This window comes from Bacteroides fluxus YIT 12057, assembly GCF_000195635.1.
In the GTDB taxonomy this organism is placed as follows: domain Bacteria; phylum Bacteroidota; class Bacteroidia; order Bacteroidales; family Bacteroidaceae; genus Bacteroides; species Bacteroides fluxus.
Window position 1 is genome coordinate 89,622 of sequence record NZ_GL882614.1, and the last position, 13,950, is coordinate 103,571.

The window sequence follows — 13,950 nt, forward strand, 5'->3', positions numbered from 1 at the left end:
TATAAAACTATAAATCTTGAATTTAGAATGTGACATTTACTCCAAATGACATTCCTGCAGTAGCAGGCACACCACAGTAGTCAATGCCTACCGAACTTGACCCAATAGCTCCCGCACCGGCGGCACTGGTTTCAGGATCCATTCCTTTATAGTTGGTGAGAAGCAGCAAATTAGTGCCTGTAACAGTGGCAGACAATCCTTTTATGAATTTAGTCTTTTGCAACAACGTTTTAGGGAATGTATAAGTCAATGATATAGAGCGCAAACGTAACCAGCTGGTATCTGTCATATAGTTACTGGACTCCAAAGTATAACTGCCTGTCCAATAGTTGCGAATGATAGATTTACCGCTAAGTGCATTGTCAGACCCGGCAGGAACCTCTTGGGAATAGTCGTTCCTATTATAGAACTTGTCTGCACTGAAGTTGTAAGTTGCCGGACTGTAAGTTTCTTTGCCATTAGCATCTTTGCCGGTAGCAACCACTCCATTAATAGTCAGATTTTCACGGTTGGCACTACGTACACTCATACCTGCAGAAGTCATAAAATAATCTGTCCCATTATAAATGTCTCCTCCTATACGGAAATCCCACAGCATAGAAAGTGACCAGTTCTTATAAGTGAACGTATTATTAAATCCGCCAAGGAGTTTCGGTTCACGGTTACCCAACTCATAAGTAGCTTGATTGTCTGAAGTAGGCATACCCGTCTTTTTATCCAAAATAACATTGCCCTGGTCATCTCTTGACCACTTAGAACCCGATATAGCCATAAAATTACCTCCATTAAAAGAGGCAGCTTTAGCATTACCTACTTGAACGTCGGTCACATAAAGAATATCAAGTCCCTGCAATAAATTGTTTACCTTACCACGGTTACCGGAAAGGTTCAACATCGTTTCCCAAGTAAAATGCTTATTCTTGACCGGTGTACCGCTAATAGCCAATTCCATACCCTTGTTTACAATATCTCCGGCATTGGTTGTCATGAAAATATAACCTGTAGCCTGACTGGTACGAGGGCTTAGCAACTGATTATAACTCTTATTGGTATAATAGGTCCAATCAAATCCGATACGCCCGTTCAAGAATCTCATCTCCAGACCTATTTCCGTAGATTCCGTCGTTTCCGGTATGAGCAAGGTATTACCATGTGTCCAGCTATTCTGCAATCCATTCCCGCCAATGGTAATAAACGGAGGATCAAGGTATGTATTCGTTACATACGGATCAGCGTCTTTACCTACACGCGCCCAAGATGCACGTACCTTGCCAAAAGAAAGTATGTTGTTTTCAGGAAGCAATTCCGAGAAAACAAAGGCACCACCAACTGACGGGTAGAAATATGAACGGTTATCGACCGGAAGCGTTGAGGTCCAGTCATTACGTCCCGTTACCGTTACATACGCCAAACTCTTATAACCGATTCTAAATTCACCATATACACCAACCAGACGCTTGCGGCTATTCGCTTGTGTAATGCTGCGGTCTGTTTCCGCCGTATTATTTATTGAGAAGAAATTATCCACCACGAAATTCCATCCCATCCGTCTGTTGACTGTTGTTTTCGTATCTTCTACAGAATTACCGACCAATAAATTAAAATCAAAATCAGCGATTTTCTTATTGAAGTTCATCATCAGATTAGAAGTCAGATATTCATATGTACGGTCGCTTTCCGAAAGCATACCTTTCTGCCATAATAATTTTACACCTGATTCCGGCTCAATCAACCGGCGGGTATTTGTTGTATATCGGTCAGTACCTGCCGTATAAGTAATCTTCCACCAATCAAACACATCAAGTTTCAAATTAATGTTACCCGTAAAACGAGTAGTCTTGTCCGTAACCCGGTTCTTGTTTACAATCCAGTACGGATTATCAATATCATCCGCCAGTTGTTGGTCCGGAAACAAACGATATTTACTTCCATCTTCATTCAGCCAATGTGACATTCTTTCGTTTCTCGGCCAACGGAATACAGAATTCATGGCACCGGTACCACCAGAATCATACAATCCGCCGCTTGTAAGCGATTTATCAGAATCCGCAATAGAATAAGCCATGTTAGCTCCTACCGTTAACTTGCCATAACGTTGTTCCCCATTAAAACGAATGGTATTCTTGGTATAACCGGTTTCAGGAATAATACCGTCTTGGTTAAAACGTGAAAGGGACAAGAAGAAATTGTTGTTCTTTCCTCCACCGGAAATGCTTACGTTATTATCCCATGTAATACCATTCTCAAAGAAATCACTTACATTATCATAAATAGTTTCTCCCGGCTGGAATTTTTCACCCCAGGAATTCAAAACGCCTAAATCCGTAAAAATACCGGTATCGCCAAAAGTACCTCTCTTATAAGTGCTCTGTTGTTCCGGCAAACGGTTTACCCACATAGTTGAAAGTTTACTACTAAGGTTTACCTCCACGCGACCTTCCTGGCCTTTCTTTGTAGTAATGATAATTACACCGGCAGCGGCACGTGACCCGTAAAGAGCTGCAGCGGCAGGACCTTTCAGCACTGACATGTTTTCCACGTCCTCCGGATTAATGTCCATTACACGATTACTATAGGTAGAGTTTGTGGATTGCGCACCGTCAAACCCTGAATTACCACCAATATCCACTCCGTTATCATATACGATACCATCGACTATAAACAAGGGCTGGTTATCACGTTCCAGAGATGTACCTCCACGGATAATGATACTTGCACCGGCTCCGGCGGCACCACTGCCTTGTGTAATATTCACACCGGCAATTTTACCATTCAATGAATTGATGATATTGGCATTTTTATTCTTCAGCAGTTCATTACTATTTACATCCTGCACCGAATATCCCAAAGCTTTTTTCTCTTTCTTGATACCCATAGCAGTAACAACTACCTCACTTAAAACTTGTGTGTCATCTTTTAAAACAACATTATATACATTGGAAGATGTCACTTTAACTTCTATCGGAGTATATCCGACAAAGGACACTTCCAAAGTACTGCCAACAGATGCATCTACAGAAAACTTTCCGTCAATATCGGTTACGGCACCTGTACCGGTGCCCTTCACTAACACGCTGGCACCAATGACCGGTTCACCTGACGCATCAACAACTTTACCTGTGATTTTTTTAATTTGCTGAGCACTCTGGGAGCTTGGCTCGTTCTCGGAAGCATTTACCGAATATGGTGTGGCCATCCCAAATAGTGCAAGCAATACCAATGATAAGCAATAATTTCTTTTCATAAGCTCTATGTATTTGGATTTATTTGCAAACATATAAATTAATTTAAAATTACGCATATGCGCAGATTTAAAAAATACTAAAAGAATATTAATATATTTGCTTTTATAAACAAGAAACATATGAAACCTTATTTAATATATTCAAAATATCACAAGAGGAACATCTTTATTATAATAAAAACATAAGCACCATATATACAAGTATATACACCCAACAAACGAGTATAACACGCAGATTTATCAGATACACCTTTTTGTAAAATATTCCTAAACTAAATCAAATTATAACATTGACATATAGAAATGAAAGATTATCGCCAGGCAAATAGATAGGCAAAAACTGAATACTCATGGAAATCACAGAAAACGAAATACTTTAAAACTTGTGAATGACTATTAAAAGAAAGGCCACCCTGCAGCAAATTCCCATACAACCATAGCTTTTTACATACTCTTACTCCCAAGACACACTATTTTCCTATCGGCTGTATCTTCCTCCGCACCTCCTTGGATATCTCCAGAAACATATAGTTCAATTTACCGGAATGGATTCCTTCTTCATTCTGTTTGTATTTCTTGTTGGCATACTCTTTGGACTTATCGAAAGTAATGCGCGACATCTGATTTTGCGATTTTCCCACCATAGTGGAATCCAATTGTTCGTCCGGGAAAAAGTCTTCCAAATCCACATCACCGATCATCGTCGTTTCAAGAAAGTTCATATCCTTATGGTTGGAATCCGTATAATATCCCACAAACATGTGTCCCGGCGTGCGTACCAGTATCGGCTCTATGTTGATGGCACGAAGTAAGGACGCAAACAACACACTGCCGTCCACGCAATTGATTTGCGACGATTCCAAAGCATCATCGAATGTACGGACACGTTGTGAAAAAACCACGTTACTGGACAAGCTGGTATTCGATACCGAACTATACCGGAAATTACGTTTCTGCAATACATTCCACAAGGCATAAACCTGCTTGTCCACCACCTCGGCACCGCCCTGATACCCCAAGAAACGGTTGACAATGCGCGTATTCAATGCCTCACGCAACAATTGGTCAATCATCGGATTTTCTTCGTTTACATAGGCCGCGAAAAAGATGCCCGTATCATGGAATTTGGTACCGTTCGTCACATAACCCAACAAACACTCATTTATGCTACGCACGGAAAAAGTACGTACCCGCTGCCCCAAGTCCTTGCCGTTCATCTCTGCCGTAACCGCCACGCTGATAGGTTCCGCCTGGTTATTATTCCTCAGAGCCTCATAATTCCAAATAATGTCAGGATAGATAATGTAGTCCGTCCTGGGTTTAGCCAAGACAAACTCCGATACCGAACGAGAAAAGAACGGGGTTTCCGCCACTTCCACCCTCACCCGGCTATAGGCCTTTCCCGAACGAATACGGACAGCAATACACGACTTCGGATTGCCCACATACATGGAATCCACCGGGACAATGACCTGTGCATCCGTAGTGGCAACCGACAGGATACTGGAAGGAAAGATATTCCCTCCCAATTCATCCGTTATTTCAAAGCCGGAACGGAAAGGTGCCGAATTCAGCCAGACAGAGCCCAGTCCGACAAAAACCAATACGGCTATAATGATCGGCAAGCGCCATTTATGGGATTCTTTGCCCATGTATATAAGTTCTTTCATACAACCAGTCTATTATGACAATACAAAGATACTATTTAAACCCATTAGCGGAATTCTTTTATCAAACTTTATTCAAAGCTTGTGAATATCCGTTCGCAAGCCTTGAATATATGTTCGCAGCCTTTGAATATCCGTTCGCGCACTGCGAACAGAGATCTCACTTAACTCCGCGACCTTTTAGTCTTAACTTCAAAAGTCTTTTCCTTAGCATTCATGGAAGTTTCCAATAGATACCTGGCAGCCGGGAAATATAGCATCTGACAAACGGCAATACCGCCAATACATTGTATCTTCTTAATTCCACCGACACGTTATTCTATAAAGACAAGATAACAGATACGGGATTTTTTCATCTGTAACTGAATTGTAACACTTGTTTCATTCCATCGTAACAAAATCGGCGCACCTTTGTACCGAAATACAAAGATAAGCCGCGTCTCGGCATAAAAAATGAACAAGTTCATTGTCATTCTGCCTACGGCTTGCATTATCTTTGCAATAGAAAAGAAATAAAGTTTAACTTTGTGACGGGGGAATCGTTTGCCCCTTGTCACCTATAAATAAAAATGCAATGAACGATTACCGGATTTTAGTAGTGGATGACGAAGAAGATTTATGTGAAATCTTAAAGTTCAACCTTGAAAATGAAGGCTACGAGGTAGATACGGCAAATTCAGCCGAAGAAGCCTTGAGAATGGACATCGGACGCTATAACTTATTATTGCTGGATGTCATGATGGGGGAAATATCCGGATTCAAAATGGCAAGTTTGCTGAAGAAGGACAAGAAGACCGCCCATGTACCTATCATCTTTATCACCGCCAAAGATACGGAAAACGATACCGTGACGGGATTCAACCTGGGAGCAGACGATTATATTTCCAAACCGTTCTCCCTGCGTGAAGTAGCCGTTCGCGTCAAGGCTGTACTACGCCGTACGCAACAGGCAGAAACCGAACGTGCACCGGAACAAATCACATACAAATCACTGGTACTGGACATCATAAAGAAAAAGGTCAGCATCGACGGCGAAGAAGCATCTCTCACCAAGAAAGAGTTTGAGATTCTGTTGCTGCTCTTGCAGAACAAGGGACGCGTATTTTCCCGTGAAGATATATTGGGCCGCATTTGGAGCGATGAAGTATATGTACTGGACCGCACCATAGATGTAAACATCACCCGCCTGCGCAAGAAGATAGGAATTTATGGTAAATGCATTGTAACCCGCCTAGGATATGGATACTGTTTCGAAGCCGAATAAAGAAAGGCACTTCCTGTCTTTCAGCCGGAAGCTGTTTCTTTCGGTCATATCACTGTTTCTTGCCTTTGCGGCCTGTTTCATAGCCTATCAGTATCAGCGGGAGAAAGAATACAAGATAGAATTGCTCGACATGCAGCTGCAGAATTACAATGACCGCCTGCAACAAGAGTTGCAGGATATTCCGGACAGCGCATGGAACACCTCGCTCAATAAATATATCGGGAAATATGTAAACAAAGACCTTCGTGTCACTATCGTGGACTTGCAGGGAAATGTACGGTTCGACAGTCATCAACCCGACAGCAGGGAACTGGACAACCACCTCCAGCGCCCGGAAGTACAGACTGCCCTGAAAGAGGGTAAAGGCTATGACGTGCGCCGTACTTCGGAAACCACCGGTACCCCCTATTTCTATTCGGCCACCGTTTACAATGACTACATCATCCGTTCCGCCTTGCCCTATGACGTAAACTTGATAAAAAATCTGGCTGCGGACCCACACTATATCTGGTTTACCGTCATTGTATCCCTGCTGCTGATATTCATCTTCTACAAGTTTACATCCAAACTGGGCACTGCCATCAACCAACTGCGCGAGTTTGCCAAACGGGCAGACAAGAACGAACCGATAGAGATGGATATACAATCCGCCTTCCCCCATAATGAACTGGGAGAAATATCCCAACACATCATACAGATTTACAGACGTCTGCGCGAAACCAAAGAAGCATTATACATTGAGCGCGAAAAATTGATTACCCATTTACAGACATCCCGCGAAGGACTGGGGGTATTCACCAAAGACAAAAAGGAAATATTGGTAAACAACCTGTTCACTCAATACAGCAACCTGATTTCCGACTCCAATCTGCAAACTACAGAAGAAATCTTCTCCATCTGCGAATTACAGAAGATTACAGACTTTATCAGCAAAGCACAGAAACGCCCTGCCGGAAAAGAAGAGAAGAGAATGTCCATCAACATCAACAAAAACGGTCGTATCTTTATCGTGGAATGTATCATCTTTCAAGATTCAAGTTTCGAAATCTCCATCAATGACATCACGCAAGAAGAGGAGCAGATACGGCTGAAACGGCAGTTAACACAGAACATCGCCCATGAACTGAAAACTCCGGTAAGCAGCATACAAGGCTATCTGGAGACAATTGTAAACAACGGCAATATCCCGCACGACAAGATGCTCGTTTTTCTTGAACGCTGCTACGCCCAAAGCAACCGGCTAAGCCGGCTGCTGCGTGACATCTCCGTATTGACCCGTATAGACGAGGCAGCCAATATGATCGATATGGAAAAGATAGATATCAGCATGCTGGTGGCAAACATCGTGAACGAGGTATCCTTGGAACTGGAAGAGAAGCATATCACGGTAGTCAATTCGCTGAAACCCAAAATACAGCTAAAAGGAAACTACTCCCTTCTTTACTCTATTTTCCGTAACCTCATGGACAATGCCATTGCCTATGCCGGTACGGACATACATATCCACATCAGCTGCTTCCGTGAAGACGAGAACTTCTACTACTTCAGTTTTGCCGACACAGGAATCGGGGTTTCCCCGGAACATCTGAACCGCCTGTTCGAACGTTTTTACCGGGTAGATAAAGGTCGCTCCCGCAAATTAGGAGGTACCGGTCTGGGATTGGCCATCGTGAAAAACGCAGTCATCATCCATGGCGGAACCATATCGGCCAAAAACAACCAAGGCGGGGGACTAGAATTTGTATTTACGCTGGCGAAGGAGAAATAAGCCAGTGGAAAGCTTATTCCCGCCTCTGTTTTCAAGAAAGTTATGCGAGAGTCCATTTTTATCGTATGAAAATCAAGCCTGCCCGATTGTATTTTCAGAAAACTTTCTTATCTTTGCGATGCATTGGTTTGCCACTTTCGTCCGAAAGTGGCAATTAAAAGGGAATCAGGTGCAAATCCTGAACAGTCCCGCTGCTGTAAGTTTCGCATATTGTTGCAGGCAAACTCTTTCATGCCACTGGATTTTTCCGGGAAGGCGCCTGTAACGGAAACAAGTCAGAAGACCTGCCATGCAAACATTATCATTGCTTTCGAGGAAAAAGCGTTGAGTCTAATGAAGCCGGACTAACCATCCACGTCATTTTATTCATCCAAACTGATTCAGAGAAAGTAAAAAGGTAAATAAACTCTGCCAAGTTTATTTGAATGATGTCCGGCCGAAGTGATTTCGCCCGGACATTTTATTTATATCAAAAAGTCACATTTTTTATTGGATATCACTAAAGAAATAGCTACATTCGGCACAGAATATCATATCAAACGGATAATCTATTAACCTATTGTCAAACTCTAAAGATACAGACTATGGAATTACCATTTGCCGAATCGTGGAAAATCAAAATGGTGGAGCCCATTCGTAAAAGCACCCGCCAGGAACGTGAACAATGGCTGAAAGAAGCCCATTACAACGTGTTCCAGCTCAAATCAGAACAAGTATATATTGACCTCATTACCGACTCGGGCACAGGTGCCATGAGCGACCGGCAATGGGCAGGCATGATGCTGGGAGATGAAAGCTATGCCGGCGCCTCCTCCTTCTTCAAACTCAAAGAAACCATCACACGGCTGACGGGCTTCGAATATGTCATACCCACACATCAAGGCCGTGCAGCGGAGAATGTACTTTTCTCCTATCTGGTACACGAGGGAGACATCGTGCCCGGGAACTCTCATTTCGACACGACCAAAGGACACATTGAAGGACGTAAAGCCATAGCCTTGGACTGCACCATTGATGAAGCCAAGCAGACACAGTTGGAGATTCCTTTCAAAGGCAATGTGGATCCCGCCAAACTGGAAAAGGCATTGCAGGAACACAGCAACCACATACCTTTCATCATCGTTACCGTCACCAACAATACCGCCGGCGGCCAGCCTGTATCCATGCAGAATCTACGCGAGGTCCGTGCCATAGCCGACAAATACCATAAGCCCGTCCTGTTCGACTCTGCCCGCTTCGCGGAAAATGCATACTTCATCAAGACAAGAGAAAACGGATATAGCGACAAAAGCATCAAGGAAATTACCCGCGAGATGTTTGCACTTGCAGACGGCATGACAATGAGTGCCAAAAAAGACGGCATCGTCAACATGGGCGGCTTCATCGCCACCCGCAAGAAGGACTGGTATGAAGGTGCCAAAGGATTCTGCGTACAATTTGAAGGCTACCTCACCTATGGAGGCATGAACGGCCGTGACATGAACGCGCTTGCCATCGGTCTGGATGAAAACACAGAGTTCGACAATCTGGAAACTCGCATCCGCCAAGTAGAGTATCTGGCAAAGAAACTGGATGAATACGGAATACCCTACCAACGTCCTGCCGGCGGACATGCTATCTTCGTAGATGCCCCGAAAGTCCTGACACGGGTTCCCAAAGAGGAGTTCCCCGCCCAGACCTTAACCGTCGAACTATACCTGGAAGCCGGTATACGCGGCTGTGAGATAGGCTACCTGCTTGCAGACCGTGATCCCGTGACCCGGGAAAACCGTTTCAACGGACTGGACTTGCTGCGTCTTGCCATTCCCCGCAGGGTATATACCGACAATCACATGAACGTGATAGCCGCAGCACTGAAAAACGTTTATGACAAACGCGAAAGCATTACCCGCGGAGTGCGGATTGCCTGGGAAGCTCCGCTGATGCGGCATTTCACGGTACAGTTGGAAAGACTATAAATCCACTTGCCAGGTCAAGACAAAATCGGGATGGACCAGATAACGAATCTGAAAATGGCGTTGCCGGTCCGTCCTGTATTCTTGTGCATAGAATACCCCCTGTTCCTGCACAGCAAAAGGCTTGATATGCAAATGCCGGCGAAAATCAACCTCCGCCGTATCCATACACTTGAACATAACCTCCTTGGCAGACCAGTGCAGCAGCAAACTCCACGTATCGTCCCCCCGGTAAGGAAGCGCCATTTCATCCTCACGCATGTATTTATGAGCCACTTTGTGCACCCGCCGCCCATACTGTTCGATATCGATCCCTACCGGTGTATCACCGAGAATAACAGCTACATATCCTTTGGTATGCGAGATACTGATATGAAAGGAACCGTCTGCCAGATAAGGCTTCCCCGAAGGCAAGTAGCCTATTTCTTTTTCTTCCCCCAACAAGCCGTGCAACAAAACACGTACAGACAGCCATTCCAACCGGCGGTGCGGGGCAGTGAAACGTTGCCTTGCCTGCTCGGGAAGGGTGGAATCGGGCAACATATCACACAAAGCTGAAAAAGATTCTTCCATCTTCCAGATTCCCAACAAGCAGGAGTCTTCTCTATGTGACATGAACAGGGACACGTGATTACTTAATTTTAAAAGGGTCAAGAGACTGCCGGGACATCTCCAGCCGCAGGGTTGATAATAAATTTCACTTTCAGAATGCGGCGGTTATCCATTTCAAGCACCTCAAACTCATAACGGCCGTAAGTCACCTTCTCATGAAGAGCGGGGAACTCGCCTTTCAATTCAAGCAGAAGTCCGGCCAATGTATCGGCATCCCCTGCCACCTCATCGAAAGTCTCTTCATCTATCTTGGTAATCTTATAAAAATCAGTCAGCTGCGTCTTGGCTTCAAACACCCATGTATGATCATTCAATACGGCATAGGTACGTTCTTCATCATCATATTCATCATGAATTTCCCCCACAATCTCTTCGATGATATCCTCCATGGTCACAATGCCCGATGTACCGCCAAACTCATCTACCACAATAGCTATATGAATTTTATTCGCTTGGAAATCACGGAGCAAATCATCTATCATCTTGGTTTCGGGTACAAAATACGCCGGACGGATCAAAGACTGCCAGCGAAAATTATCACCTTTGTTCAGATGGGGCAACAAATCCTTGATATAGAGCACCCCCTTTATATTATCACGCGTATCGGCATAAATCGGAATGCGGGAATAGGCATTCTCAACAATGCACTTCAGTACCTCTTTAAAAGAGGTGCGGATATCCAGATCAACCACGTCCAGACGCGAAGTCATCACTTCCTTAGCCGTCTCCCCGCCAAAGCGGATAATCCCTTCGAGGATATTGGTTTCTTCAGAAAGTTCGGCTTTATCCGTCAATTCCAAGGCATGTGAAAGCTCATCCACTGAAATATTATGATTCTTGCGGGCAACATGCTTGTTCAAGAAAGACGTAGAGCGTACCAACATGGAAGCCAAAGGGTAAAAGACAGAACGGAACACATTGATGCCCGGCGCCGCAAAACGGCAAAAGGCCAATGTCTTCTGCGCCGAATAAATCTTAGGCATGATTTCACCGAATAGCAGCAGCAAAAAAGTAAGGACTACCGTCAGGATGAGAAACTCTGCAATGGGAGAATGAAACTGAAATACATCCATGAAAAAGAAGTTACAGAGCATGATAATGGTTACGTTCACGAAATTATTCGTAATCAGAATCGTAGCCAACAAACGTTCTGTGTCTTCCAACAGTTTACTGATTCTCTCATCCGAAGGGTGTTTCTTTTCTGCTATTACACTGAGATCAGACGGCGAGAGCGAAAAAAACGCGATTTCAGAAGCTGATGCAAAGCCGGAAACAAGCAGGAGCAAGCCTGCCAACACAATGGCTATGATAGCCGGAATTGAAGGAGCATGTACGGATATACCGTTAAAAATATCTGCCAATTGGCATAAATAAGCGTCTGGGTCCAAAGAATTTGGTTTTAGTTAAACAATTAGAACGGCAAGTCGTCTGCCGGATTATTTTGTACAGGATTATTCTGCGGTTGCGCTGTCGGTTGTGCAGGAGCAACAGGCTGTGTACCCGTTTGTGGAGCAAACGACGCATTAGCCGGTGCAGAGGCACTTTTAGGTGTCAGCATTTCCATCGTATCTGCAAATATTTCCGTTACATAGCGTTTGGCTCCCGTCTGGTCATCATATGAACGTGTACGGATTTTGCCCTCTATGTAAAGTTTATCTCCTTTATGCACATATTTTTCCGCAGTTTCTGCCAGGCCGCGCCAAAGTACAACATTGTGCCACTCTGTGCGGTCCGGCACCTGAGTCCCATTCTGCAAAGTATATCCTCTTTCCGTAGTAGCCAAAGAAAAAGTAGCTACAGCCACCCCATTATCAAGATATCTCACTTCCGGGTCTCTGCCTACATTTCCTAACAATATCACTTTATTCACTGACATAAACTTCCATTTTTAAATTTGCTGCCAAAATTAACGAGAATATTCACACAATGCAAGAATACAAACAACTTTTATACATATTTTTCCAAGAAGGCGTGTATCAACCGAGGGACGGCATATTGATCCAAATCTTCCGTCAAAACCCTCTGGAAACCTGGAAATGCCCGGGAATCTTCCGGCAACACCACCTCATAAAAGTTAGCATATATCACCCGGTGGGACAAGACATGCTTCACACTCCGAAGCACCGAACGCACAACCGGGATTTCTTCTCCCCCCAAAAGGGCAAGAAACGGAGGATAGGCCAGAAACTCTTCTTCGGACAAATCTCCCTCTGCCTCTATCAACGGCAATTCAAACAGATTTTTCCAGATATCATTCTCCGTCCTTTTATGTATCAAGGTATATGCGCCCATGCGTACATATATATAATTAAAATAGCGGTTGGTTGTTTTTGTCTTATGTTGTTTTACCGGCAACCGTGCAACGATCCCTTTTGACAAGGCCGAACAACTCTCCGCCAAAGGACAGAAAAGGCAATCGGGTGACTGCGGCGTACACTGGATTGCACCAAAATCCATAATCGCCTGATTATAATCAGCCGGACGTTTTTTGTCCAGCGCCTCTTGCGCCAAAGCGGCAAATACCTTCTTGCCTTCTGTTGAGTCAATAGGGACATCAATGCCGAAATAACGGGAAAGCACCCGATAAACGTTACCATCTACCGCAGCATAGGGCATATTATAAGCAAAGGAACAAATAGCGGCAGCCGTATAGTCCCCTACCCCTTTCAAGGCACGTACCTCTTCATAAGATACGGGAAATTTCCCTTTCATGCTTTTCGCAGCGGCATGCAGGTTCCGGGCACGGGAGTAATACCCCAGACCCTGCCAATACTTCATGACTTCATCCTCCGGAGCTTCGGCCAATGATGCCACATCCGGGAAACGACGAACAAAACGAAGAAAGTATTCATACCCCTGCGCCACCCTTGTCTGTTGTAGAATAATTTCCGATATCCATATCAGATAAGGATCCGTAGTACCCCTCCAAGGCAATTCGCGTTTATTCTCCGCATACCACTCAAGTAATCTTTTCGCTAACATATCCATGCCACAAAAGTACTGTTTTTCAGCCTAACAAAACTTAATGCTTCGACTTTTTTAGAAAATTGTCCGAAATATATTTTTTAGAGCCACGGAAAAGCTATATATTTGCAGTCCAAAAAATTAGGAAAACTATAGTAATAATATTTTTTTTAAAGAAAAATGACTAAAGCTGATATTGTAAACGAAATTACAAAAAACACCGGAATTGACAAAGTCACAGTACTTACAACCGTTGAAGCATTCATGGATGCAGTAAAAGCATCTCTTTCTAAAGATGAAAATGTTTACCTCCGCGGGTTTGGTAGTTTTGTAGTGAAGAAGAGAGCTCAGAAAACCGCTCGCAACATCTCCAAGAACACTACAATCATTATTCCGGAACATAACATTCCGGCCTTTAAGCCTGCTAAAACATTCACCCTATCAGTGAAGAAATAATAAACAATAGTATTAACCCA

Annotated in this window: 10 protein-coding genes and 1 riboswitch; of the genes, 4 read left to right on the plus strand and 6 right to left on the minus strand. The window is 43.9% G+C overall.

Annotation, left to right across the window (positions count from 1 at the left end; genetic code table 11):
- Positions 1 to 22: 22 nt before the first annotated feature.
- Both HMPREF9446_RS03440 and HMPREF9446_RS03445 read right to left on the minus strand, forming a co-directional pair.
- Positions 23 to 3,244, minus strand: coding sequence for a SusC/RagA family TonB-linked outer membrane protein (locus HMPREF9446_RS03440; RefSeq protein WP_039968482.1), 3,222 nt, complete (start codon positions 3,242 to 3,244; stop codon positions 23 to 25).
- 470 nt (positions 3,245 to 3,714) lie between these two features.
- Positions 3,715 to 4,914: a hypothetical protein gene (locus HMPREF9446_RS03445; RefSeq protein ID WP_009124025.1), complete on the minus strand. Its 1,200-nt coding sequence runs from the start codon at positions 4,912 to 4,914 to the stop codon at positions 3,715 to 3,717.
- A 571-nt stretch (positions 4,915 to 5,485) separates the two neighbouring features.
- On the opposite strand from HMPREF9446_RS03445, the gene HMPREF9446_RS03450 reads away from it, so the two are divergent.
- The 3 genes from HMPREF9446_RS03450 to HMPREF9446_RS03460 all read left to right on the plus strand — a co-directional run bounded on the left by HMPREF9446_RS03450 (position 5,486) and on the right by HMPREF9446_RS03460 (position 9,901).
- Entirely contained in the window at positions 5,486 to 6,175 is a 690-nt protein-coding gene (locus tag HMPREF9446_RS03450; protein ID WP_009124027.1) for a response regulator transcription factor, read from the plus strand.
- Positions 6,150 to 7,943 carry a sensor histidine kinase gene (locus HMPREF9446_RS03455; protein ID WP_009124028.1) on the plus strand — a complete coding sequence of 598 codons (1,794 nt, stop codon included), beginning with the start codon at positions 6,150 to 6,152 and terminating at the stop codon, positions 7,941 to 7,943. The genes HMPREF9446_RS03450 and HMPREF9446_RS03455 overlap by 26 nt, the downstream gene beginning before the upstream one ends.
- A gap of 106 nt (positions 7,944 to 8,049) precedes the next feature.
- Positions 8,050 to 8,249, plus strand: a riboswitch (cobalamin riboswitch).
- A 278-nt stretch (positions 8,250 to 8,527) separates the two neighbouring features.
- A complete protein-coding gene (locus HMPREF9446_RS03460; protein ID WP_009124029.1) occupies positions 8,528 to 9,901 on the plus strand; it encodes a tryptophanase in 1,374 nt (457 codons plus the stop codon).
- On the opposite strand, the gene HMPREF9446_RS03465 is transcribed toward HMPREF9446_RS03460, so the two are convergent.
- From HMPREF9446_RS03465 to mutY, 4 genes are all read right to left on the minus strand, one after another.
- The gene (locus HMPREF9446_RS03465) at positions 9,896 to 10,525 is read right to left on the minus strand and encodes a 4'-phosphopantetheinyl transferase family protein (protein WP_039968394.1); all 630 of its coding nucleotides are present in this window, start codon (positions 10,523 to 10,525) and stop codon (positions 9,896 to 9,898) included. The two genes, HMPREF9446_RS03460 and HMPREF9446_RS03465, sit on opposite strands and share 6 nt — an antisense overlap.
- A gap of 23 nt (positions 10,526 to 10,548) precedes the next feature.
- The gene (gene gldE, locus HMPREF9446_RS03470; RefSeq protein WP_009124031.1) at positions 10,549 to 11,898 is read right to left on the minus strand and encodes a gliding motility-associated protein GldE; all 1,350 of its coding nucleotides are present in this window, start codon (positions 11,896 to 11,898) and stop codon (positions 10,549 to 10,551) included.
- Positions 11,899 to 11,921: 23 nt separating this feature from the next.
- The gene (locus HMPREF9446_RS03475; RefSeq protein ID WP_009124032.1) at positions 11,922 to 12,386 is read right to left on the minus strand and encodes a single-stranded DNA-binding protein; all 465 of its coding nucleotides are present in this window, start codon (positions 12,384 to 12,386) and stop codon (positions 11,922 to 11,924) included.
- A gap of 71 nt (positions 12,387 to 12,457) precedes the next feature.
- Positions 12,458 to 13,498, minus strand: coding sequence for an A/G-specific adenine glycosylase (gene mutY / locus HMPREF9446_RS03480; protein ID WP_009124033.1), 1,041 nt, complete (start codon positions 13,496 to 13,498; stop codon positions 12,458 to 12,460).
- A 156-nt stretch (positions 13,499 to 13,654) separates the two neighbouring features.
- On the opposite strand from mutY, the gene HMPREF9446_RS03485 reads away from it, so the two are divergent.
- Positions 13,655 to 13,930, plus strand: a complete 276-nt coding sequence (locus HMPREF9446_RS03485; RefSeq protein ID WP_009124034.1) for an HU family DNA-binding protein — start codon at positions 13,655 to 13,657, stop codon at positions 13,928 to 13,930.
- Positions 13,931 to 13,950: the final 20 nt, after the last annotated feature.